General features: G+C 63.3%; 18 protein-coding genes. 13 read left to right on the forward strand and 5 right to left on the reverse strand.

Annotated features, from left to right (window positions below; translation table 11 throughout):
• Nucleotides 1–20 precede the first annotated feature (20 nt).
• Nucleotides 21–4,193: a DNA-directed RNA polymerase subunit beta gene (rpoB, locus tag A9D13_RS12625; protein WP_066774305.1), complete on the reverse strand. Its 4,173-nt coding sequence runs from the start codon at nucleotides 4,191–4,193 to the stop codon at nucleotides 21–23.
• 458 nt (nucleotides 4,194–4,651) lie between these two features.
• On the opposite strand from rpoB, the gene A9D13_RS21285 reads away from it, so the two are divergent.
• The 5 genes from A9D13_RS21285 to rplL all read left to right on the forward strand — a co-directional run bounded on the left by A9D13_RS21285 (nucleotide 4,652) and on the right by rplL (nucleotide 7,006).
• Nucleotides 4,652–4,786, forward strand: a complete 135-nt coding sequence (locus A9D13_RS21285; RefSeq protein ID WP_268235828.1) for a hypothetical protein — start codon at nucleotides 4,652–4,654, stop codon at nucleotides 4,784–4,786.
• A gap of 62 nt (nucleotides 4,787–4,848) precedes the next feature.
• On the forward strand, nucleotides 4,849–5,376 hold the full coding sequence (locus A9D13_RS12630) for a DUF2975 domain-containing protein (protein ID WP_066774306.1): 528 nt from the start codon (nucleotides 4,849–4,851) through the stop codon (nucleotides 5,374–5,376).
• Nucleotides 5,376–5,621 (forward strand): helix-turn-helix domain-containing protein, encoded by a 246-nt coding sequence (locus A9D13_RS12635; protein WP_066774309.1) that lies wholly within the window; start codon nucleotides 5,376–5,378, stop codon nucleotides 5,619–5,621. The genes A9D13_RS12630 and A9D13_RS12635 overlap by 1 nt, the downstream gene beginning before the upstream one ends.
• Before the next feature lie 414 nt (nucleotides 5,622–6,035).
• Nucleotides 6,036–6,551 (forward strand): 50S ribosomal protein L10, encoded by a 516-nt coding sequence (gene rplJ / locus A9D13_RS12640; RefSeq protein ID WP_066774656.1) that lies wholly within the window; start codon nucleotides 6,036–6,038, stop codon nucleotides 6,549–6,551.
• 77 nt (nucleotides 6,552–6,628) lie between these two features.
• Nucleotides 6,629–7,006, forward strand: coding sequence for a 50S ribosomal protein L7/L12 (gene rplL, locus A9D13_RS12645; protein ID WP_066774311.1), 378 nt, complete (start codon nucleotides 6,629–6,631; stop codon nucleotides 7,004–7,006).
• Nucleotides 7,007–7,124: 118 nt separating this feature from the next.
• Here the strand turns inward: rplL and A9D13_RS12650 are convergent, their stop codons facing one another.
• Entirely contained in the window at nucleotides 7,125–8,165 is a 1,041-nt protein-coding gene (locus A9D13_RS12650) for a dioxygenase family protein (protein ID WP_082922415.1), read from the reverse strand.
• A 173-nt stretch (nucleotides 8,166–8,338) separates the two neighbouring features.
• Here A9D13_RS12650 and A9D13_RS12655 point away from each other — a divergent pair, with 173 nt between their 5' ends.
• The 6 genes from A9D13_RS12655 (at nucleotide 8,339) to A9D13_RS12680 (ending at nucleotide 15,800) form a co-directional block, all read left to right on the forward strand.
• Nucleotides 8,339–9,790: an MATE family efflux transporter gene (locus A9D13_RS12655; protein ID WP_229665439.1), complete on the forward strand. Its 1,452-nt coding sequence runs from the start codon at nucleotides 8,339–8,341 to the stop codon at nucleotides 9,788–9,790.
• A gap of 186 nt (nucleotides 9,791–9,976) precedes the next feature.
• On the forward strand, nucleotides 9,977–10,264 hold the full coding sequence (groES, locus tag A9D13_RS12660) for a co-chaperone GroES (protein ID WP_066774660.1): 288 nt from the start codon (nucleotides 9,977–9,979) through the stop codon (nucleotides 10,262–10,264).
• Between the two features lie 48 nt (nucleotides 10,265–10,312).
• Nucleotides 10,313–11,962 (forward strand): chaperonin GroEL, encoded by a 1,650-nt coding sequence (groL, locus tag A9D13_RS12665; protein WP_066774314.1) that lies wholly within the window; start codon nucleotides 10,313–10,315, stop codon nucleotides 11,960–11,962.
• Between the two features lie 221 nt (nucleotides 11,963–12,183).
• Nucleotides 12,184–12,591: a baeRF12 domain-containing protein gene (locus tag A9D13_RS12670; RefSeq protein ID WP_066774315.1), complete on the forward strand. Its 408-nt coding sequence runs from the start codon at nucleotides 12,184–12,186 to the stop codon at nucleotides 12,589–12,591.
• Nucleotides 12,592–12,612: 21 nt separating this feature from the next.
• A complete protein-coding gene (locus tag A9D13_RS12675) occupies nucleotides 12,613–13,254 on the forward strand; it encodes a biliverdin-producing heme oxygenase (protein WP_066774316.1) in 642 nt (213 codons plus the stop codon).
• Nucleotides 13,255–13,271: 17 nt separating this feature from the next.
• Entirely contained in the window at nucleotides 13,272–15,800 is a 2,529-nt protein-coding gene (locus tag A9D13_RS12680; protein ID WP_066774664.1) for an HWE histidine kinase domain-containing protein, read from the forward strand.
• A gap of 12 nt (nucleotides 15,801–15,812) precedes the next feature.
• On the opposite strand, the gene A9D13_RS12685 is transcribed toward A9D13_RS12680, so the two are convergent.
• On the reverse strand, nucleotides 15,813–16,781 hold the full coding sequence (locus A9D13_RS12685) for an agmatine deiminase family protein (RefSeq protein WP_066774317.1): 969 nt from the start codon (nucleotides 16,779–16,781) through the stop codon (nucleotides 15,813–15,815).
• Nucleotides 16,782–16,876: 95 nt separating this feature from the next.
• On the opposite strand from A9D13_RS12685, the gene A9D13_RS12690 reads away from it, so the two are divergent.
• Together A9D13_RS12690 and A9D13_RS12695 are read left to right on the forward strand one after the other, a co-directional pair.
• Nucleotides 16,877–17,359: a COG3650 family protein gene (locus A9D13_RS12690; protein ID WP_066774318.1), complete on the forward strand. Its 483-nt coding sequence runs from the start codon at nucleotides 16,877–16,879 to the stop codon at nucleotides 17,357–17,359.
• A 374-nt stretch (nucleotides 17,360–17,733) separates the two neighbouring features.
• A complete protein-coding gene (locus A9D13_RS12695; protein ID WP_066774319.1) occupies nucleotides 17,734–20,052 on the forward strand; it encodes a CDC48 family AAA ATPase in 2,319 nt (772 codons plus the stop codon).
• 61 nt (nucleotides 20,053–20,113) lie between these two features.
• Here the strand turns inward: A9D13_RS12695 and A9D13_RS12700 are convergent, their stop codons facing one another.
• Nucleotides 20,114–21,268, reverse strand: coding sequence for a mechanosensitive ion channel family protein (locus tag A9D13_RS12700; RefSeq protein ID WP_082922380.1), 1,155 nt, complete (start codon nucleotides 21,266–21,268; stop codon nucleotides 20,114–20,116).
• Nucleotides 21,269–21,359: 91 nt separating this feature from the next.
• The gene (locus A9D13_RS12705) at nucleotides 21,360–22,694 is read right to left on the reverse strand and encodes a sensor histidine kinase (RefSeq protein WP_066774320.1); all 1,335 of its coding nucleotides are present in this window, start codon (nucleotides 22,692–22,694) and stop codon (nucleotides 21,360–21,362) included.
• Nucleotides 22,695–22,734 lie beyond the last annotated feature (40 nt).

Raw genomic sequence — 22,734 nt, forward strand, 5'->3', positions numbered from 1 at the left:
TCGACCGCCGCCTGTATCCCTTATTCCGCCGCCTCGGGCAGGGCCGGACCGTCTTCGTCGCTGTCGTCGGTCAGCGACGAAAGCTCGACGTTGAGACCCAGCGAGCGCATTTCCTTGACGAGCACGTTGAAGCTCTCAGGGATGCCGGCCTCGAAGGTGTCGTCGCCCTTGACGATCGCTTCGTAAACCTTGGTGCGGCCGACAACGTCGTCGGACTTCACCGTCAGCATTTCCTGCAGAGTGTACGCAGCGCCGTATGCCTGAAGCGCCCACACCTCCATCTCGCCGAAGCGCTGGCCGCCGAACTGCGCCTTACCGCCCAGCGGCTGCTGGGTGACAAGCGAGTAGGGACCGATGGAACGTGCGTGGATCTTGTCGTCGACAAGGTGGTGCAGCTTGAGCATGTAGATGATGCCCACGGTCACCTTGCGGTCGAACGCCTCACCCGTACGGCCGTCATACAGCACCGACTGGCCCGAGCTGTCATAACCTGCCTTTTCAAGCATGGTCGTGACATCGCCCTCACGCGCGCCGTCGAACACCGGGGTGCCCATCGGAACGCCGCGACGCAGGTTATGCGCCAGTTCGGCCACTTCCTCGCTCGTCCGGCTGTTGATGTCATCGGCGTAGTTGTCACCATAGACATCGTTCAGCTTGTCCATCAGCGCGGCGGGCGGCGGGCCTGCCATCGCGTCGGGGTTGTTCGCACGCCATTCGTCGAGCTGCTCACCGATCTGCATGCCAAGGCCGCGCGCCGCGAAGCCGAGATGCGTTTCGAAGATCTGACCGACGTTCATGCGCGAAGGCACGCCCAGCGGGTTCAGCACGAGATCGACGGGGGTGCCGTCTTCAAGGAAGGGCATGTCCTCGGCGGGAAGGATGCGCGAAATCACACCCTTGTTACCGTGGCGGCCTGCCATCTTGTCGCCCGGCTGCAGCTTGCGCTTCACCGCGACGAAGACCTTGACCATCTTCAGAACGCCCGGAGCCAGTTCGTCACCGCGCTCGAGCTTCTCCTTGCGGTCCTCGAACTTGGCGTTGATCGACTTGACGCTCTCGTCATACTGGCTCTTCACCGCTTCGAGCTGCGACTGGCGCGCATCGTCGGCGACGGTGAACTTGAACCATTCGTGACGCTCGACCTCGTCCAGCAGGGTCTCGTCGATCTCGACGCCCTTCTTCACGCCCTTGGGCGCCGAAGCGGCGGTCTGACCCATCAGCATGTCGCGCAGACGGTTGTAGGTCGCACGGTTCAGAATGGCGCGCTCGTCCTCACGGTCCTTGGCGAGGCGTTCGATTTCCTCGTTCTGGATGGCGCGGGTACGGTCGTCCACCTCGATGCCGTGGCGGTTGAAGACGCGCACGTCGACGATGGTGCCGGCAACGCCCGGCGGCAGGCGAAGCGAGGTGTCGCGCACGTCGCTGGCCTTTTCGCCAAAGATGGCGCGCAGAAGCTTTTCTTCCGGCGTCATCGGGCTTTCGCCCTTGGGCGTGATCTTGCCGACCAGGATGTCGCCCGGATGCACTTCGGCGCCGATATAGACGATGCCCGCTTCGTCGAGGTTGCGAAGGGCTTCCTCGCCGACATTCGGGATGTCGCGAGTGATGTCTTCGGGACCCAGCTTGGTGTCGCGGGCCATCACCTCGAACTCGTCGATGTGGATCGAGGTGAACACGTCGTCCTTCACGATGCGTTCGCTGATCAGGATCGAGTCCTCGTAGTTGTAGCCGTTCCACGGCATGAACGCGACGAGGCTGTTACGGCCCAGAGCCAGCTCACCCAGATCGGTCGACGGGCCGTCGGCGATGATGTCGCCAGCCTCGATGACCTCGCCCACCTTCACCAGCGGGCGCTGGTTGATGCAGGTCGACTGGTTTGAACGCTCGAACTTCTGCAGGCGATAGATGTCGACGCCCGACTGGCCGGCTTCGACATCTCCCTGCGCGCGGATCACGATACGGGTCGCGTCGACCTGATCGACGATGCCGCCGCGCTTGGCCGAAATGGCGGCGCCGGAATCGCGGGCCACGGTTTCTTCCATGCCGGTGCCGACCCAGGGCGCTTCCGCCTGGACCAGCGGCACGGCCTGACGCTGCATGTTCGAGCCCATCAGTGCGCGGTTGGCGTCATCGTTTTCCAGGAACGGAATAAGCGAAGCCGCGACCGAGACGAGCTGCTTGGGCGAAACGTCCATCAGCGTGACCTGATCGGAGGGGCTCATCACGAACTCGCCGTTCTGGCGGGCCGAGACGAGATCCTCGACGAACTTGCCGTCGGCGTCGGTATCGGCCGAAGCCTGCGCGACGGTGTTCTTCTGCTCTTCCATTGCGGACAGATACTGGACGTCGCCAGTCACCTGACCGTCGATGACTCTCCGGTACGGCGTTTCGATGAAGCCGTACTTGTTGACGCGCGCAAAGGTCGAGAGCGAGTTGATCAGACCGATGTTCGGGCCTTCGGGCGTTTCAATCGGGCAGATACGGCCATAGTGCGTCGGGTGAACGTCGCGGACTTCGAAGCCTGCGCGCTCACGGGTAAGACCACCGGGCCCAAGCGCCGAAACGCGGCGCTTGTGGGTGACTTCCGACAGCGGGTTGGTCTGGTCCATGAACTGCGAGAGCTGCGAGGAGCCGAAGAATTCACGAACGGCGGCCACGGCGGGCTTCGCGTTGATGAGGTCGTTCGGCATCACGGTCGACACGTCGACCGAGCTCATGCGCTCCTTGACCGCACGCTCCATGCGCAGGAGGCCGACGCGGTACTGGTTTTCAAGCAGCTCGCCCACCGAACGCACGCGGCGGTTGGCGAGGTTGTCGATGTCGTCGACTTCGCCCTTGCCGTCCTTGAGGTCGACCAGTTCCTTGACCACGGCAAGGATGTCTTCCTTGCGCAGCGTGGTGATCGTGTCCTCGGCATCGACGCCCAGACGCATGTTCAGCTTCACGCGGCCCACGGCCGAGAGGTCATAGCGTTCGGCATCGAAGAACAGGCCTTCGAACAGCGCCTCGGCGGTTTCCTTCGTCGGCGGCTCGCCCGGACGCATCACCTTGTAGATGGCTTCCAGACCCATGTCGCGGTTCTCGGCCTTGTCGGCCTTCATGGTGTTGCGGATCCACGGGCCGGTGTTGACGTGGTCGATGTCGAGCAGTTCAAGCTGGTCGACGCCGGCACCGTCCAGCACTTCGAGGTTTTCCGGCGAAACTTCGTCGCCAGCCTCGATCCAGATGCGGCCGGTGCTTTCGTCGATCATGTCCTTGGCGGCATAGCGGCCAAAGATTTCCTCGGTCGGGATCAGCAGTTCGGACAGGCCGTCCTTGCCGGCCTTGTTGGCGGCACGCGGGGAAATCTTCTGCCCTGCGGGGAACACGACTTCGCCCGACGACGCATCGACGATGTCGAAAGCGGGCTTCTGGCCGCGCCATGCCTCGGCGGTGAACGGGATCTTCCAGCCGCCCTCGCCGCGCTGCCAGGTCACGGTGTTGTAGAAATGGTCGAGGATACCCTCGCTATCGAGGCCCAGCGCGTAAAGCAGCGCGGTGACCGGCAGCTTGCGCTTGCGGTCGATACGCACGTTCACGATGTCCTTGGCGTCGAATTCGAAATCGAGCCACGAACCGCGATAGGGGATCACGCGCGCAAGGAAGAGATACTTGCCCGAGGAGTGCGTCTTGCCGCGGTCATGGTCGAACAGCACGCCCGGCGAACGGTGCATCTGCGACACGATCACGCGTTCGGTGCCATTGACGATGAAGGTGCCGTTCGAGGTCATGAGCGGCATGTCGCCCATGTACACGTCCTGCTCCTTGATATCGAGGACCGAGCGCGCTTCGGTATCGGGGTCGATTTCGAACACGATCAGACGCAGCGTCACCTTCATCGGGGCCGCATAGGTGATGCCGCGCTGGCGGCATTCGGTCGTGTCGTACTTGGGCTCTTCCAGCTCGTAATGCACGAAGTCCAGCTCGGCGGTGCCGGCGAAATCGCGGATCGGGAAGACCGAGCGCAGCGTCTTTTCAAGACCCGAGACATAGCCGGTCGCCGGATCGGAGCGCAGGAACTGCTCGTAGCTTTCGCGCTGCACTTCGATCAGGTTCGGCATCTGCACGACTTCGTGGATGTCGCCGAAGATCTTGCGGATACGCTTTTTCTTCGAGCCGACCTGGCGTGCGTTATCGTCGATCTGGGTTGCCATAAGAGAGAGAGCCTCTTTGCCTTAAAGATTGCGGACCGGGCGCATGCGATTCGCCGGGGGTGAGTCGCACGGCCTTGAATTTCGTCTCGCGTGTGAGTTCCCAACGACAAAAGGCCGCATCGCGCACGAAATCCCGCCGAAATCGGCGAGTCGTGGCCAGCAGCCGTCGCGTCGTTGTGGATCGTCCCGCTTCCATTCCTCGGCATGCCTACGCGCAAAGGCCGCCTTGCTCGAAACTGTCGGACAGGCGGCGATATAGGAGCACGTCCGCCCGCTGTCAAAGGGTTGCCGCGGCGCTTTTCGCGCATCGATTCGGCAATTTGCACCGGTCGCGCTGCCAGATGCATCGGATTTTTCGTAAAACAATCAGCGCCATATCGTTTTTCGATATTTATCGATTGACGATATGGCGGCTATGACTTATTGAATATCGATATTGATATTATCGGAGAACGACAATGAGCACCGCACTTCACCAATCCATCGCCGCCGCTGCCGCGCTTCTCATGGCACTTACCATCTGGGTCCCGACCGTGGCGCCGGCCCCTGCAGGCACGATGCTGGCAGTGGCCGCAGCACCGGCCCTGGCCTGAAAGCCATCCCTGAATACACTGGCCTGAAGGCCGGCCCTGAATACAGAAGGGGGAGAATATCCATGACCCAATTCCGCAACGACCCGCTGCTCGCCATCGCGCGCTTCCTGCTGACCTTCGGGCTGGCGGTGACAGTCATCGCGCTTGCCGCCATCGCGATCACCATTCCGGCCATCGGCATCTTTTACAGCCAGGTGTCGGCGGAGCTGGTCGCCAATGACGCGCCTTCATCGGCCTATTGGGTGATCCTGCTGATGCTGATGCTGGTGGCGGGCCTCTTGGTCATGGCCTTTTTCTTCATCCGCCACCTGCGCCGCATCGTCGATACCGTGGCGCAAGGCGATCCCTTCGTGCCGATCAACGCCACGCGGCTGACCAGCATGGCATGGCTTTCGCTGGGCATGTTCCTGATCGCCATCCCGATCGAGGCAAGTGGCGCATGGCTGTCAGGCGCGGTCGAACATGCCGAGATGCAAGGGCAAGTCGGTGTCGAGGGCAGCTCGCTTTTCCTCATCCTCACCCTGTTCATCCTGGCCCGCGTTTTCCGCAAGGGCGCCGAGATGCGCGAAGAGCTGGAAGGAACCGTGTGATGGCGCCCAAGTCGAACAGCGAAACGGAAGGACATGGTATCGTGGTGAAACTGGATGACCTTCTTTACGAACGCCGCATGACCCTGACCGAACTGGCGGAACGAGTCGGCCTCACTCTCGCCAATCTGTCGATCCTGAAAACCGGCAAGGCCAAGGCAATCCGCTTCTCCACACTGGAGGCGATCTGCCGGGAACTGGACTGCCAGCCGGGTGACCTGCTCGGGTATGAAGCGGCAGCAGAATAAGCCCCTTACATCATCCAAAGCGACCGGGCAGGGCAATCTGCCCGGTCGAGCCTTTCAGGAGAGGCTTGTGATCGCCCAGTCGAAACACCCCATGGCCGCGATCCGCTTGACTTTCCCGCGTCCACACGCCAAAGGCCCGCCCGACCGATGACGCATTGCGCGGATTCGGTCATCCGTCCGAGACAGTTGGTGACCGGAATATGCCGGTCTTAATTTCCAGCCTAGACGGGGAAACGAGATTTTCGCGGCCCCGATTGCTTCATGCGATCACTGCCGCACTCCGCGCCTTTCAGCGCACTCCTTCCCTGATCGTACGGACTCGCCTGCGCCGACCGGCAGCAATGCCGCACGCGTGGACACAATGAGCCGATCATGCGCGCCCCGGCGGGCATGATCATATGTGAAGGAGTAAGCATGGATCGTTCGCAGAAAGCCGACTCGGTCGCAGAGCTGAACGCCATCTTCAACGAGGTGGGCGTGGTGGTCGTCACCCGCAACCTCGGACTTTCGGTCGCTCAGTCGACCGAACTGCGTCAGAAGATGCGTGAAGCAGGCGCGACCTACAAGGTTGCGAAGAACCGTCTTGCCAAGCGGGCTGTCGAAGGCACCGATTATACCGGTATCTCCGACTACCTGACCGGCCCCACCGCGATCGCCACCTCGGTCGATCCCGTGGCCGCCGCAAAGGTTGCCATCGATTTCGCGAAGACGACCGACAAGATCGAGATCGTCGGCGGTTCGATGGGTTCGCAGGTCCTCGATGCCGATGGCGTGAAGGCTCTTGCCTCGATGCCCTCGCTCGACGAACTGCGCGCAAAGCTCGTGGGTCTCGTCAATGCTCCGGCGACCAAGATCGCCCAGCTGTCGACGGCACCTGCCGCAAAGCTCGCTCGCGTTTTCGGCGCATATGCCGCCAAGGACGCCGCGTAAGCGGACAAGACGTAATTCGACCCAGATCACGGGCCGCCTGATTGACCGGCGCCCGAACCGAATTGGAGTGTATTGAAATGGCTGATATCCAGAAGATTGTTGAAGAGCTCTCGCAGCTGACCGTTCTCGAAGCCGCTGAACTTGCAACCGCGCTTGAAGAAGCATGGGGCGTTTCGGCTGCTGCTGCTGTTGCAGTTGCTGCACCGGCTGGTGGCGGCGACGCTGGCGCCGCTGCTGAAGAGAAGGACGAATTCGACGTCATTCTCACCGGCGACGGTGGCAAGAAGATCCAGGTCATCAAGGAAGTCCGCGCCATCACCGGCCTGGGCCTCGCAGATGCCAAGGCTCTCGTCGAAGGCGCGCCCAAGGCCGTCAAGGAAGGCGCAAGCAAGGCAGAAGCCGAAGAGATCAAGGGCAAGATCGAAGCAGCTGGCGGCACCGTCGAACTCAAGTAATTGGGTTCGCCGCCCCCGGTGCATCGCCGGCGCGGCACTGCTCGCTCTTCGAAGCGATCAAAGGAAGGGCGGCTCCCATGCGGGGGCCGCCCTTTTCTGTTGCCTCAGGGCCGCCGGGTCACAGCGCGATGCCCACCGTGGCATGGCCCGTGTAACCCGCGTCGCGATTGCCGGTAACATCCAGCGTCATCGCCGCGATCCGTTCCGGGCCATTATCGCCGAACACCATGTCCCGGTCGATCACGCCCATCTGCGGCCACAAACGCTTGCTCTGCGCATAGGAAGGCAGCGCATAGACATCGCTGCAGATCGCGGTCGGCAGCGCCAGCTGCGACACCAGCCGCGCGAAACGCCCGCCTGTCGCATTCTCGTGGCTGGAAAACACTTCGAAATGGATATGCGGGTAGCGGCCCATATAGCAGCCGGGAAACACGGTGGTGAACCGCACCCGCCCCGCCTCATCGGCGACCTGCAATCCGCGCAGCCATGTTTCGCCCGGCACGTTATAGAGCGAATACTGCCCATCCACCCCGCAATGCCAGACATAGACCGCATAACCCGCCAGCGGCGCGCATGACGCGTTGACGTCAAACAGCGTCAGATCAAGGGTCAGCGGCACGCCCGGCACCAGCGCGTCCGCCCCGATCGAGCTGCGGATGTCCGACCGCTCGATCCCGCTTTCCTGCAATATGTTGGATGTTGCGCCGCGCGACTGGTTGGTGCCATCCGCCGGGAAAGGGCCGTTCGTCTCGGTGGTGTAAGCCGTACAGACCCGCCCCTGAGCATCCATTCCGGTCAGGACCGGCCCGTTGTTCAACTGGGGCGGCATTCCCGTACCACCTGGACCTCCGGGACCACCCGGGCCGCCGGGAGGGCGACCACCGGGCGGCGGACCGAAGCCTCCGCCCATACCGCCACCCATTCCGCCGGGCGGCGGCCCGCCAAAACCGCCGCCACTTGCCCCGCTGCCATATCCGCCCTGGCCATATCCCTGCCCTGTGCTGGCGCAGCCGGCCAGCAGGCCCGCGCCGCCCAATGCGCCCAGCGACAGGAAACGCCTGCGCGAAGCCGCCTGCCGTTCCATCGCGGCAAGGTCCTGCGCCAGACCCTCATCCGCGTCATCATGCCCGACCAGGGCCGGAAACTCGTCAATTCGCATCGTGATCGATCCCCTGAACCGGCCCACTGCGGGCCACGGCAGCAGGGATGAACACGAAGGCGGGCCCGAATCCCGCCGCAACTGGTGTCATTTGGTAACAGCGCCGCCCTTCCCGGCCACGCCCCCATGTACCGCGCTTTCCAAGCCGGCGTCACTCGCCTAGGGGCCTTGCGATGGAACCGCATGCCGCCTCCCTCGACCCGCTGGTCGACGCACCTGCCGCCGCCGACATGGCGCATGCGGGCGCGCATCTGCATGCCGTGTCGCTTAAGGGCGAGTTCGTCGCGATGCTGCGCCTCGGCGTGCCCCTGGCAGCGGCGAACCTGTTGCAGATGGCGGTCTATGCCATTGACGTGATCTTCGTCGCACAGCTTGGCACCAAGCAGCTGGCCGCGATCACGCTGGCGACATCGGTCTATGGCATCTCGATCTTCTGCTCGCTGGGCCTGATCGGCGCGGTCGCGCCCATGGCGGCGACGGCACTGGGGCGCGGACGGCATGCCTTGCGCGAAATGCGCCGATCCTTCCGCATGGGGCTGTGGATGAGCGCGTTCGCAGGCATTTTCGTCATGATCGTGGCGCTCGGCGGCGAACCGCTGATGCACGCGACCGGGCAAGACCCGGAAGTCGCGAACATGGCGGGCGATTACCTTCAGATCCTGTCGATCGCGGCGATCCCGGTGGTCGCGTCAAACGTGCTGCGCATCTTTGTGTCCACGCTCGACAAGGCGGTCATCGCGACATGGGTGACGGTGCTGGCTTTGGTGGTGAACAGCTTTGGCAACTGGGTTCTGATCTTCGGCAATCTCGGCGCTCCGGCGCTGGGGCTGCGCGGGGCCGCTCTCGCCAGCCTGATCACGGGGCTTGCCGTGCTTGCCGCCTATATCGCTATCATCCAGGCAGACCGGCACATGCGCCGTCATTACCTGTTCGGCCGGTTGTGGAAGCCCGACTGGCCGCGCCTCGCCGAAATCTGGCGCATCGGCCTCCCCATCGCGGCGTTGACGCTGGCAGAGGGCGGGCTGTTCGGCGCGGCCGCATTCCTGACCGGCGCATTGGGCGCGTTACAGCTGGCCGCGCATACGGTGGCTTTGCAGCTTGCCGCGCTCGCCTTTCAGGTGCCGTTCGGCTTCGGTCAGGCCGCGACGATCCGGGTCGGCCTGCACAATGGCGCGGGATCGCACAGGGGCGTGCATCTGGCGGGCATCGCGATCGTGACGCTGACGCTTGGCCTTGCCATCGTCTTTGCGTTGGCCATGGTGCTGATCCCGCATACGCTGCTCTCGATCTATATCGACATCGACGATACCAGCAGCGCGGAACTGCTATCGATCGCCACCGCGCTCATGCTGATCGCGGCAGGCTTCCAGCTGTTTGACGGCGCGCAGGCGGTACTGGCGGGGCTGCTGCGCGGCCTTGCCGATACGCGCATCCCGTTCGTCTTTGCCGTGATCGGCTATTGGGTCTGTGGCTTCGTCACCGCATGGTATCTCGCCTTCCATACCGATCTGGGAGCGAAGGGCGTGTGGATCGGTCTTGCCACGGGGCTGTTCGTCACATCATTGCTGATGGGCTGGCGCTGGCATCGACGCGAACGTCTCGGTCTTGTAACCGGCACGATCTAAGCCGCCTGCGCAACAGGCTCGTGCCGCTGTGAAACGGGCACGGCAGAACGCAAAAAAACTTGCTCTCCATTACTTGACGGCCAGATGAACGCGGACCATATCCGCGCCGCTGGCACTCTTTGGGTGAGAGTGCCAAAACGCAATTCATCAGTCACCTGACAACACCAATTGGAAGAGGTCATCATTATGGCATTCCGTCCGCTGCACGACCGGGTTCTGGTCCGTCGCATCGAAGCCGAGGAAAAGACCGCCGGCGGCATCATCATTCCCGACAGCGCCAAGGAAAAGCCGAGCGAAGGCGAAATCGTCTCCGTCGGTTCGGGCGCCCGTTCCGAGAACGGCACCGTCACTCCGCTCGACGTCAAGGCTGGCGATCGCGTGCTTTTCGGCAAGTGGTCCGGCACCGAAGTCAAGGTCGATGGCGAAGACCTGCTCATCATGAAGGAAAGCGACCTGCTCGGCGTCATGGCCTGAGCTGAACGCGTTTTCCAATCCACACATTCCTGACAAGGAGAGAAAGAAATGGCTGCAAAGGACGTGAAGTTTTCGCGTGACGCACGCGAACGCATCCTCAAGGGCGTCGACACGCTCGCCAACGCCGTCAAGGTGACGCTGGGGCCGAAGGGCCGCAATGTCGTCATCGACAAGAGCTTTGGCGCACCGCGCATCACCAAGGACGGTGTTTCGGTCGCCAAGGAAATCGAGCTTAAGGACAAGTTCGAGAACATGGGCGCGCAGATGCTGCGCGAAGTGGCCTCGAAGGCGAACGACGCGGCCGGCGACGGCACCACCACCGCGACCGTGCTGGCCCAGGCCATCGTGCGCGAGGGCATGAAGTCGGTTGCCGCCGGCATGAACCCGATGGATCTCAAGCGCGGCATCGACCTCGCCGTCGCCAAGGTCGTCGCAGACCTCAAGGCGCGTTCGAAGGACGTGTCGGGCACGGGTGAAATCGCACAGGTCGGCGTGATCTCGGCCAATGGCGACAAGGAAGTCGGCGAGAAGATCGCCGAAGCCATGGAAAAGGTCGGCAAGGAAGGCGTGATCACCGTCGAAGAGGCGAAGGGTCTCGAATTCGAGCTCGACGTCGTCGAAGGCATGCAGTTCGACCGCGGCTATCTGTCGCCCTATTTCGTGACCAATCCGGAAAAGATGACCGTCGAACTCGACGATCCCTACATCCTGATCCACGAAAAGAAGCTGTCGAACCTGCAGTCGATGCTGCCGATCCTCGAAGCGGTCGTCCAGTCGGGTCGCCCGCTGCTGATCATCGCCGAGGACATCGAGGGTGAAGCTCTTGCAACGCTCGTCGTCAACAAGCTGCGTGGCGGCCTGAAGATCGCTGCCGTCAAGGCTCCGGGCTTCGGCGATCGCCGCAAGGCGATGCTGCAGGACATCTCGATCCTGACCAATGGCGAGATGATCAGCGAAGACCTCGGCATCAAGCTCGAGAACGTCTCGCTGCCGATGCTGGGCCAGGCCAAGCGCGTCACCATCGACAAGGACAACACCACCATCGTCGACGGCGCTGGCGACCAGGAAGCCATCAAGGCCCGTGTCGAGCAGATCCGCGCGCAGATCGAGTCCACCACCTCGGACTACGACCGCGAGAAGCTGCAGGAACGTCTTGCCAAGCTGGCTGGCGGCGTAGCCGTCATCAAGGTCGGCGGCGCTTCGGAAGTCGAAGTGAAGGAGCGCAAGGATCGCGTCGATGACGCCCTCCACGCAACCCGCGCAGCAGTCGAAGAGGGCATCGTCCCCGGCGGCGGCACGGCCCTTCTCTACGCCACCAAGGCTCTCGACGGCCTCAAGGGCGAGAACGACGACCAGACCCGCGGCGTCGACATCATCCGCCAGGCCATCATGGCCCCGGTTCGCCAGATCGCGACCAACGCCGGCTTCGACGGTGCGGTCGTTTCGGGCAACCTGCTGCGCGAAGGTGACGAAACGCAGGGCTTCAACGCTGCAACCGACGTTTACGAAAACCTCGTCGCTGCCGGCGTGATCGACCCGACCAAGGTCGTTCGCACCGCGCTGCAGGACGCGGCTTCGGTTTCGGGCCTGCTGATCACCACCGAAGCGGCGATCAGCGAAATCCCCGAAGACAAGTCGGCCCCCGCAATGCCCGACATGGGCGGAATGGGCGGCATGGGCGGTATGGGCGGCTTCTAAGCCTCCCCTTATTACCCTACCGGACAAAGAGAGGGGCGCTCCTTGCGGGGCGCCCCTTTTCTTATGCGTGAAGCGGCGGCAAACTATGATTCTGAGCCATGGCCGCGCACTGCCCCTGCGCGAAGAAGATAAATTCCAGAACACGGGCACAAACTGGCTACCGGGGCGTTTGGATAATTACGTGCCCTCGCGGGCGCACACCCGGACTGAGAGGATACTCCATGCGACTTCCGCACAAAGCCCATCTCGCCATCGTCGACGGCGAGCGTTTCGTGCTCATGATCAACAACGGTTCGCCCGACGAACCCTCGCTGTCGGAAGTCGCCAAGCCCGAACTTTCGGGACAGAACTACAGCGCCGGTGTGCGTCATCAGGACGATATCGGGCAGCAAAAGGGCAACACCGACCTTGATGAGCTCGCCCATGCCGCGGCGGCGGCCGAATATCTCAACCGCATGGCGATGGACGGGAAGTTCGAGCGCCTTGCCATCGTCGCCGATCCCAAATCGCTGGGAGAGATGCGCCGGCATTATCACAAGACGCTGAAGGACGTGCTGATCGAGGAAGAGGCCAAGACCGTCGGCGGTGAGAGCATTTCGCGTATCGAAGAAAAGCTGCTTGCGACCTGATCGCAGGCCAAAGGGATCTTGATGACCATGCCATTGGCCGCAAGGCCAACCTATCGGACGGCGTCAGACGCCTCTTCGACGCCCTCGCTTGCCGAGGGCGCTTCGGCGTCTGCGGCATCGCCTGACGCCGGATCGACGGCACGCTTTTTCCTGCGCGAAAGAACCCGCCAGCAGCATGAGGCGACCGAAGAGGCATTCGCCCCCTTCGACCTTGGCGATCCGGCGCATTATCGTGCCTTTCTGACCGCGCATGCCATGGTGCTTCCGCGGATCGAGCTGGCCGTTACCGGTCGCGGCTGGCCGCGCTTTCACCCGCGCTTGCCGCGCGTCGCCGACGATCTGGCCGCGATGGGCGCATGGCTGCCCGTTCCCATGATCGCCCCCACGATTTCCGAAGCGGGAATCTGGGGCGTGCAATATGTGCTCGAAGGCTCGAAGCTGGGCGGCCGCGTGCTGGCCTCCCGTCTGGCCGAGGGCAGCCCGGCGCGCTATCTCACGCCCGATCCCGACATGTCGGCCAGCTGGCAGGATTTCTGCGCCGCTTTCGATGCGGCCGCAAATGACGCCACGCTCGACTGGCTGGATGAAGCTGCAAGCGCGGCTGTCGAGACCTTTCAATGTTTCCGCCGGGCTGCCAATGCCATGGCCGAGGACCTCAAGTGAACTACCAGGATACGGGCATGGACGCCGTCAATCTTACAAACTGCGACCGGGAACCGATCCATATCCCCGGTACCATTCAATCCTTCGGTTTTCTCATCGCGATGAGCGCGGACTGGCTGGTCCAGCGCGCCGCCAATACCGAACAGTTCATCGACAGCCCGCCCTCCTCCCTCTTGGGCAAGCCGCTGCATGACCTGTTCCTGCCGCATGCGATCCGCACCCTGCGCGACCGCATCGCCATGCTGCGCGGCGACGACGCGGTGGAACGCGTGTTCTCGGTCCGGCTGATCGCGGAAAAGCCGCCCTTCGATGTCGCCCTGCATTTTTCAGGCAAGTCGATCATCATCGAATGCGAACCCGCGCGCGGTGACGAGATCGAGGTATCCTCCCTCATCCGCGGGATGGTCAGCAGACTTGGCAGTACAGATGGCACGTTGCCGCTGCTGCGCGAAGGCGCGCGCCAGATGCGCCTGCTGACCGGATTCGACCGCGTGATGGTCTATCGCTTCGCACCAGACGGCAGCGGCGAAGTGGTCGCCGAGGCGCTGGAGACCGGGATCGACAGCTTCCTCGGCCTGCACTTTCCGGCAAGCGACATTCCGAAACAGGCACGCTCGCTGTATATGCGTAACCTGTTCCGCATCATTGCCGATGTGGGCGACACGCCCGCGCCGGTAGAACCGGTAACGGATCGCGATCCGCTCGACCTGTCGATGTCGCTGTTCCGCGCGGTGTCGCCGATCCACATCGAATATCTCAGGAACATGGGCGTTGGTGCGTCACTATCCGTGTCCATCATCGTCGACGGCAAGTTCTGGGGCCTGTTCGCCTGCCACCATTATTCGCCGCGCCTGCCCAGCTTTGCCGAACGCAGCGCGGCCGAACTGTTCGGCCAGATGTTCTCCCTCCTCCTCGGCACATCGGTGAGGAAGGAAATGTCGGTCTATGAAACCCGCGCGCGCAAGGTGGCGGACCGCATGCTGGCCGCCGCCGCGCAGGATTCCGAACGGCTGAACGATGCGCAATGGATCGGCGATCTCGTGCTTGACGCGATCCCCGCCGATGGCGTCGGGGTCTATATCGACGGCGAGGTTTCGATGGTCGGGCTCACGCCCAGCCGCGAACAGTTCGAACGCCTTGTGCGCGAACTGAACCGGCGCGAGGCCAGTCAGGTCTTTAGCACCGCCCGGATTTCCGACATGCTGCCCGAAGCAAGTGATTATTCGCAAAGGGCTGCTGGCCTGCTCGCCATTCCGGTTTCGCGCCGCCCGCGTGATTTCGTCGTGCTGTTTCGCGAAGAACAGCTGCGATCGGTGCGCTGGGCGGGTAACCAGGAAAAGGAAATCGAGTACGGCCCCAATGGCGCACGCCTCACTCCGCGCAAAAGCTTCGAGGAATGGTCCGATCTCGTGCGGGGCGAGGCCAAGGCATTTGAGGATGCCGAGATGCGCGTAGCCGAACAGCTCAGAAGCACGCTGCTGGAAGTCGTGCTGCGCCTGACCGAAGCCGCGAGCGAGGAACGCCGCCGGGCCGGGGAACAGCAAAAGCTGCTGATCGCCGAGCTTAATCACCGCGTGCGCAACATTCTCGCCCTGATCCGCGCGCTGATGGGGCAGAGCGGGCGCGAGGCGAACAGCGTTGCCGAATTCGTCAAGACATTGGACAGCCGCGTCCAGTCGCTTGCCCGCGCGCATGACCAGCTGACGACTGATCAATGGGGCCCCGCCCGGCTGACCGACCTCATCTCGACCGAGGCCTCGGCCTATCTCAGCGGTGAGACGCAGCGCCTTGTCTGCACCGGTCCCGAAGTCACGATCACGCCCAATGCCTTTACCGTGCTGGCGCTGGTGATCCACGAGCTGATGACCAATGCGGCGAAATACGGCGCCTTGTCCGACAGCGGCACGGTCAAGGTCGACTGGCACCTCGACGACAGGGAGGACCTGGTCATCAATTGGAGCGAAAGCGGTGGTCCGGCAGTCCTGCCCCCTACCCGGAAGGGGTTCGGGACCACCGTCATTCAGGATTCGATCCCGCACGAACTGGATGGCGAGGCTCAGATATCTTACAAGACCGCAGGTCTTTCCGCGCGTTTTGTCATTCCCGGCCGTTACGTGGCCGATGTTCTTGAAGGCGGCAAAATGACGACCGAGAATTCATCCGATCTCAAGTTCAGCGGCGCCGCCATCGAGGGCAAGCACGTGCTGCTCGTCGAAGACAGCGCGCTGATCGCCCTGGATGCCGAAGACAAGCTGCGCGAACTGGGCGCGGCGGAAGTATCCCTGGCCGCCAGCAATGGCGCCGCCGCGCGCGCGCTCGATGGAGGCGATATCGAATTCGCCATGCTCGACTTCAACCTGGGCCGCGAAAACTCGACGCCGACGGCGGAGAAGCTGGCCCGGATGGGCATCCCCTTCGTCTTCGCATCGGGCTATGGCGGGGACGACACCATCCCCGAACAATTCGCGGACGTGCCGGTCATCCTCAAGCCCTATGCCGTGCAGCAGATCGCACAGGCGCTGGCAAAGCTGACGGACGAGGCATAGCTCGCCACCTGATCAGGCCGAAGGCATTTGCTGGCTAGCGCAGTGGAACCCGCCTCCGCCAGCCAGAACCGCATCGGCGGGCAGCCCCTTTACGACGCGGTCGGGGAACAGCTCCTTGACCGTCGCAACCGCCGCCTCGTCATGGTCGCTGCCGAAAATCGGCACCGCGACCATATGGGTGGTTATGGTGAAGTTCATGTAAGAGGCCGGTTCCGCCTCATCGCCTGCGCTGACAAGGCCGGGCGACGGCATCAATGCCACTTCCAGCCCGGCATCGCGGGCACGGCGCGCGGCATCGGCGTATATCGCCGCATTGGGGTCATCCGCCCCCGTCCCGCGCGGGATGGCGATCCGCCCCGGTCCCACAAAGCGAGCGAGATTGTCGACATGGCCATCGGTATGATCGCCCAGCAGCCCGTCGCCCAGCCACACGACACGCCCGAAGCCGAGATCGCGGCACAGGCGCATTTCGATATCCTCACGCGAGAGCGACGGATTGCGATTGGGGTTCAAAAGGCATTGTTCGGTCGTGACGACAGTGCCGGTCCCATCGCCGTCGATCGCGCCGCCTTCGAGGATCCAGTCGGCGGTCTCGATCTCAAGCCCCGCATCGCGTGCGATCTCGGCGCCGATGGTCTGGTCGCCCTCCATCTCGAACTTGCCGCCCCAGCCGTTGAAGCCAAAGCGCATCGCCTTGCGCCCGCCCGCCCCGTCGGTCAGCACCAGCGGTCCGGTGTCGCGCAGCCAGACATCGCCATAGGTCCGGCGCTCAAGCCGGACCGCGGCGCTGGCGAGCTGGCGCGCGCGCGCCTCGTTCGCGGCGTCGCGCACGATCAGGCGCACTTCCTGCCCCGTCTCGGCAACGGCGCTGGCGAATGCGGCGATCTGCTCCTGCGCGCGCGGCAGGGCTTCGGGCCATTCCACCGGATCATGCGGAAACCCGATCCACAGCCAGTCCTGCGCGGCCCATTCGGGCGGCATGCGCCAATTCGCCAAGTTCACACCTCTTCACTGCCATGCGCGGCGCCGTCGCCCGCGCCTCGCTTCCTTGCCGGCAGGCTGCTAGAACACGCGCCATGATCGCGAAAGCCCTCTTTGCACGCCGCGCCCTTGCCATGCTCGCCTGCGCGTCCTTCGTATCGGCCTGTTCCGCACCGACCGGAACCGGCGAAGCGGACAATGCCGGCACGGATGCGCAAAGCGAAGAACCGGCCATGATGGAGGAGAGCGCCGAGCAGGCGGCACCAGTCGATTCCGCGATCCCAGCCCATTTTCGCGCATTGGGGACAGAGCCGTTCTGGGCCGTTACCAATGGCAGCGCGGGCCTGCGATACATGACGCCCGAAAACAGCGAAGGCGTTGCCGTTACCGTGACGGGCGAGGACGAGCAGGAAAATTCGCGAAACGTGACGGGCACGCTGGAGGACAATATCTTCACCATCGAGATCGCCGTTGCAACCTGCTCGGATGGGATGAGCGACCGGATATATCCGTTTACCGCTACGCTGAAGCTCGGCGAAGAGGAACGACGCGGCTGCGCCCGACCCTTGGACAGCTGATGGTGCAGTGCAGCGAATTCATCGCCTGCGGTGGGCTGATGCCGGTCACACCTATTATTGAGGATAGGTGAACGGGCTGATTTCCGCCATTGCCGCCCTTCAGTTGCGGCAAATGCAACAAACTTCGCTCTTTTCGCATTTGCGCAACTGCCGCGCCTGACCTAGCTAGGAGGGGCCTTATAGGCATCCTCTCCCAAAACTTTCCGGCCCGGTTGGCTTCCAACCGGGCCATTTTTTTGCCCTGATTCGTGGGCATTTCACAGGCGATTCGCCGGTAATGTTTCGGACCGGTTTGCATCGGGCGGAACCCATCCCCATTTCGGTCTTTCAGATCAGGCCCCCTTCGCGGGTCGGACGAGATCGAGGAATATTTGATGGCGGATGCGGAAGCGGCGGTGAACGCGCGCGAGGTAAAATTGCAGGTGGCTGCGGCCCGGCAGGAGGAATCGGGCCACGGCATCGCCCGCATCCCTCGTGAGGCCATGGGTCAGCTTGGCATTACCGAAGGGGATATCATCGAGGTCGAAGGCAAGCGCCTTACTCCTGCCCGCGCCCTGCTCCCCTATCAGGAGGACGAAGGCCTGTCGGTCATCCGCCTCGACGGTCTGGAACGCGGCAATGCCGAGGTTGGTTCGGGCGAGCATGTCATCGTGCGCAAGGCCGAATCGCGCCCCGCCACCCGCGTCGTCTTCGCCCCTGCCCAGCGGGAAATGCGGCTGCAGGGCCCGGCGCAGGCGCTGAAGAAGAATTTCTTCGGACGCCCGCTGACGCAGGGCGATCTTGTCGCGACGCGCGGCCAGCAGCGCGTGCAGGATATGCCGCCCGAAGTTGCGCGCATGTTCAATGCGCCTGCCTTCGCCCTCACCCAGATCCGCCTCTCCGTCGTTTCGACGAGCCCCAAGGGCATCGTCCACATCGACGAGAATACCGAGGTCGAGCTGAAGGCCGAGTTCGAGGAACCGCGCGATGCGCGCGCATCGGTCAATTACGACGATGTCGGCGGCATGGAAGAGACCATCAAGCAATTGCGCGAGATGGTCGAACTGCCGCTGCGTTATCCCGAACTCTTCACCCGACTTGGCGTCGATCCGCCCAAGGGCGTGCTGCTGCACGGCCCGCCGGGCACCGGCAAGACGCGGCTGGCGCAGGCCGTCGCCAATGAATCGGATGCAAATTTCTTCCTGATCAACGGGCCGGAAATCATGGGCTCCGCCTATGGGGAATCCGAAAAACGTCTGCGTGAAATCTTCGAGGAAGCGGAAAAGGCGTCGCCCGCCATCGTCTTCATCGACGAAATCGATTCCATCGCGCCCAAGCGCCAGAATGTTCAGGGCGAGACCGAAAAGCGCCTTGTCGCGCAGCTTCTGACCCTGATGGACGGGCTGCATTCACGCGCCAATCTGGTGGTGATCGCCGCGACCAATCGCCCCGACGCGATTGACGAGGCATTGCGCCGTCCGGGCCGGTTCGACCGCGAAATCATCGTTGGCGTGCCGGACGAGAACGGGCGCAAGGAGATCCTTGCCATCCATACCCGCGGCATGCCGCTGGGCGAGGATGTGGACCTCAAGGAACTCGCCCGCACGACCCACGGCTTCGTCGGCGCCGATCTTGCCGCCCTCACGCGTGAGGCCGCGATCGAGGCGGTGCGGCGGATCATGCCCGAACTCGACCTCGACGCACGCACCGTGCCGAACGAGGTGCTCGACCGGCTGCATGTCGGGCGCAAGGACTTCATGGAGGCGCTGAAGGGCATCCAGCCCAGCGCCATGCGCGAAGTCATGGTGCAGGCCCCCACCGTCGGCTGGTCCGACCTTGGCGGTCTGGACGAAGCGGTCGAGAAATTGCGCGAAGGCGTCGAGCTACCGCTGAAAAACCCCGAGGCGTTCAAGCGGCTCGGCATCCGTCCGGCCAAGGGCTTCCTACTCTATGGCCCGCCCGGAACCGGCAAGACGCTGCTGGCAAAGGCGGTCGCCAAGGAAGCGGAGGCGAATTTCATCTCGATGAAATCGTCCGACCTGCTGTCCAAATGGTATGGCGAAAGCGAGCAGCAGATATCCAAGCTCTTCGCCCGAGCGCGACAGGTCGCGCCCTGCGTGATCTTCATCGACGAGATCGACTCCCTTGTCCCCGCTCGCGGTACGGGCGCTGGCGAGCCGCAGGTAACGGCGCGCGTCGTCAACACCATCCTTGCCGAAATGGACGGGCTGGAAGAGCTGCAATCGACCGTGGTGATCGGCGCGACCAATCGCCCGACATTGGTCGATCCAGCGCTGCTGCGTCCCGGTCGTTTCGACGAGCTGGTCTATGTCGGCGCTCCGGATGAAGCGGGCCGCCTCCATATCCTGAAGATCCATACCGAGAAGATGCCGCTGGCCAGCGACGTTAATCTGGCCGCCATCGCCGAACAGACCGAACGCTTCACCGGCGCGGATCTGGAGGACGTGGTGCGGCGCGCAGGCCTTAACGCCATCCGGCGCGAAGGGTCTGCCGCAGTCACGGTCAACGGGGCGGATTTCGCCGATGCGCTGGAGGATTCACGCGCCACCGTCACGGCCAAGATGGAAGCGGAATACGCCCAGATGCGCGGAGAGCTGAAGCGCCGCGCGGCGGAAACCAATCCCATCGGCTTCATCGCACCGGGCATGCTGACCAGCACGCGCGACAGCAAGCATGGGGATGCGGAGGATTAAGCCCCTCCCCCACCGATAGGAAAAGGGCGCGAAGGTCATGACCCTCGCGCCCTTTTTCGCGTCAGCCCTGCGGTCCGGCCTGCGGCGTGCCGCCCATGGCGGTGCCGCCGGGACTACCGATCTGGGGACCGCCGCTTTCGATGCGTAGAGGTTCGGGCGTGAGGATACGCTGACGCGGGATCGCTTCGGGCATTTCGGTGGCGATCCACTGGATCAGCGCCTCACGCACATCGCAGCGCAGGTCGAAGAGCGTGGGCGAATCCTTGGCCGTCATCAGGAAGCGAACCTCGATCGCGTCGCGGGTCAGCTCGGTGATCTGCATATGCTTCACCCGCTTGTCCCAGCGCGCATTGCTTTCGACCAGCTCGAAGAATTTCTCGCGGATCGGGTCGAGCTTCGTCAACGGATCGACATAGAACATGACCGTGCCCAGAAGCTGCGAGGTCGTCTTCGTCCAGTTCTGGAAAATCTCGTCGAGGAATTTCGAGGTCGGCACCACCAGTCGCCGCTCATCCCAGACCTTTACGACGACATAGGTCATGCGGATCTCCTCGATCCAGCCCCATTCGCCGCCGATGATGACGGCATCGCCAATGCTGATCGGTTCGGTCATCGCCAGCTGGAACCCGCCGATCAGCGACTTCAGCGCAGGCTGCGCCGCCGCGCCGACCGCCAGGCCGGCAAGGCCCGCCGACGCCATCAACGTGACGCCGATGTCGCGCACTCCGGGTATCGAAAGCAGCATCAGACCGATCGTCAGGAAGATGATGATGAAGGTGCCGATGCGCGAAAAGATCGTCAGACGCGTACGTTGGCGCCGGGCGCGGAGGTTGTCTTCATGCGAGATGTCGGCCCGCATGATCATCGTGTTGATCAGCGCATGGAACAGCGAAATCGCGATCCAGCCGATCAGCGCGGGCATCACGAAGCCCGCTATTTTCTCCCAGACCTCCTGCAAAGCTTCCACTTCGCGCGCGATCAGCACCAGTGCCAGCGCGATCAACGCATAGCGGGTCGGCCGCGCGATCTTCCTCAACACGAGATCATCGGATTCGCTGTCGCTCCTACTGGCAAGACGGCGCAGCAGGCGAAAGGCAATCTGGTGGACGAAAAGGGCGACGATGACGGCAATCGCGCCCCCGACTGCCGCGAAGATCCATTCGGAGGCCACGCCGGTTTCGGCGCGGACCCAGCTGATCACGGATTGGATGTTCATGACGACAAGCTAGGTCGAGCCATGCTGCAATGCAACATGAGTTGTCGTTCAAACGGTCTCAGCTGTCGCCGGACCGCTGCGGCAAAGCGGATCAGGCTTCTTTCGGGAAGCGCATTTCCATGATCATGCAGCCCGGTTCGAACCGACGCTCGATCGTTCCGCCCAGTTGGCGGGCCGAACTGCGCATGAGAAGCGTGCCAAAACCCTCGCGCCCCTCGCCATCGGGTTCGGCAATGCAGGGTGCGCTTTCCCGCCAGCACAGCGTGATCATCTCTTGGCTCGCGTCATCCTCCAGCGTCCAGCCGATGTCGATGCGCCCGCTATCGACCGACCATGCACCATATTTCACCGCATTGGTCGCCAGCTCGTGCAGCACCAACCCCACGGGCGTCGCCTGCTTTTCGGATAGCGCGACAGCTTCGCCGGTGATTTCGGCGCTATGGTTGTCGTTCTTATAGGGAGCGAGCACCTTTCCGATCAGCAGTGCCATATCGGCCCCGCCGCCCGGATTATCGCGATCATGGCCCTGCGTCGCTTCATGCGCGTCGAGCAGCGCATGGATGCGGGATGCGATATTATCGACGACCGGAGCCGCCGCCTCGCTGCCGCGCCCGCTCATCCTGACGATAGCAAGGATGACCGCAAACAGGTTCTTGACCCGGTGATTAAGTTCGCGCGCCAGAAGGTCGGCGCGGTCACGGGCGGCTTCGATCTCGACAGCTCGCGCAGCAGCTTCCTCGGCCCGTGCCGCCCGCATGGCGAGCGCGAAACCCAGCCCCAGCGCCGCCGCCATCAGCGCCATGGTCAGCGCCAGCAGAGGAAGCACGCGTTTCTCGGCATCGAAGGCATCCTGCGAAGCTTCGGCCTGCATGGCCCGCTCCACCACTTCAAGCCGCGCCAGCGCATCGCCCAGCCGCTCCATCTCCACGCGCCCCTCATTGCTGAGGATGCGTTGCTGCGCGCCCTGGATGTCACCGCGTTCGATCATCGCCACGATCTGCGCCAGTTCGGCGAACTTGGCATTGCCGGCGGTCTCGATCTCTCCCACCAGCGAGGTGATCTGAGCATCGTCGCTTTCCGCCGAAAGATGCTTCAGCTTCGCAAGCGCGCGGGGATAGAGGTCGCTGCCGAATTCGTAGGAAGCGAGATAGCGCCGATCCAGCGTGATGAAATATCCGCGCTGCCCCGTTTCGGCATTGAGCGCCGCGCGGTTGATGTCGCGCAGCGCCGATACCACGGCGGCATAGCGCACCGTCTGGCGTCGTTCGGCCCGTTCGCTGGAAATGGTCGACCACACCAGCATGACCGCGAACAAGATGCCCGCCGCCATCGCCGCCAGCATGACAAGCGCCGACAGCCGCCGGCGGCGGCTGCGCGCAGGCCGTGTCCGCTGCCCGGCCTCGTCCCCGGCGTCATGTGGCTGCAAGTGAAGCTCCCGTCAGATTATCGGGGCATCAGGAAAATTC

It is taken from the genome of Croceicoccus mobilis (genome assembly GCF_001661965.1).
GTDB lineage: Bacteria > Pseudomonadota > Alphaproteobacteria > Sphingomonadales > Sphingomonadaceae > Croceicoccus > Croceicoccus mobilis.

What these genes read in the sequence shown, in the direction of transcription:
- rpoB (WP_066774305.1), bottom strand. Translation starts at nt 4,193, where the DNA reads ATGGCAACCCAGATCGACGATAACGCACGCCAGGTCGGCTCGAAGAAA.
- A9D13_RS21285 (WP_268235828.1), top strand. Translation starts at nt 4,652, where the DNA reads ATGAGCACCGCACTTCACCAATCCATCGCCGCCGCTGCCGCGCTTCTC.
- A9D13_RS12630 (WP_066774306.1), top strand. Translation starts at nt 4,849, where the DNA reads ATGACCCAATTCCGCAACGACCCGCTGCTCGCCATCGCGCGCTTCCTG.
- A9D13_RS12635 (WP_066774309.1), top strand. Translation starts at nt 5,376, where the DNA reads ATGGCGCCCAAGTCGAACAGCGAAACGGAAGGACATGGTATCGTGGTG.
- rplJ (WP_066774656.1), top strand. Translation starts at nt 6,036, where the DNA reads ATGGATCGTTCGCAGAAAGCCGACTCGGTCGCAGAGCTGAACGCCATC.
- rplL (WP_066774311.1), top strand. Translation starts at nt 6,629, where the DNA reads ATGGCTGATATCCAGAAGATTGTTGAAGAGCTCTCGCAGCTGACCGTT.
- A9D13_RS12650 (WP_082922415.1), bottom strand. Translation starts at nt 8,165, where the DNA reads ATGCGAATTGACGAGTTTCCGGCCCTGGTCGGGCATGATGACGCGGAT.
- A9D13_RS12655 (WP_229665439.1), top strand. Translation starts at nt 8,339, where the DNA reads ATGGAACCGCATGCCGCCTCCCTCGACCCGCTGGTCGACGCACCTGCC.
- groES (WP_066774660.1), top strand. Translation starts at nt 9,977, where the DNA reads ATGGCATTCCGTCCGCTGCACGACCGGGTTCTGGTCCGTCGCATCGAA.
- groL (WP_066774314.1), top strand. Translation starts at nt 10,313, where the DNA reads ATGGCTGCAAAGGACGTGAAGTTTTCGCGTGACGCACGCGAACGCATC.
- A9D13_RS12670 (WP_066774315.1), top strand. Translation starts at nt 12,184, where the DNA reads ATGCGACTTCCGCACAAAGCCCATCTCGCCATCGTCGACGGCGAGCGT.
- A9D13_RS12675 (WP_066774316.1), top strand. Translation starts at nt 12,613, where the DNA reads ATGACCATGCCATTGGCCGCAAGGCCAACCTATCGGACGGCGTCAGAC.
- A9D13_RS12680 (WP_066774664.1), top strand. Translation starts at nt 13,272, where the DNA reads ATGGACGCCGTCAATCTTACAAACTGCGACCGGGAACCGATCCATATC.
- A9D13_RS12685 (WP_066774317.1), bottom strand. Translation starts at nt 16,781, where the DNA reads ATGCCGCCCGAATGGGCCGCGCAGGACTGGCTGTGGATCGGGTTTCCG.
- A9D13_RS12690 (WP_066774318.1), top strand. Translation starts at nt 16,877, where the DNA reads ATGATCGCGAAAGCCCTCTTTGCACGCCGCGCCCTTGCCATGCTCGCC.
- A9D13_RS12695 (WP_066774319.1), top strand. Translation starts at nt 17,734, where the DNA reads ATGGCGGATGCGGAAGCGGCGGTGAACGCGCGCGAGGTAAAATTGCAG.
- A9D13_RS12700 (WP_082922380.1), bottom strand. Translation starts at nt 21,268, where the DNA reads ATGAACATCCAATCCGTGATCAGCTGGGTCCGCGCCGAAACCGGCGTG.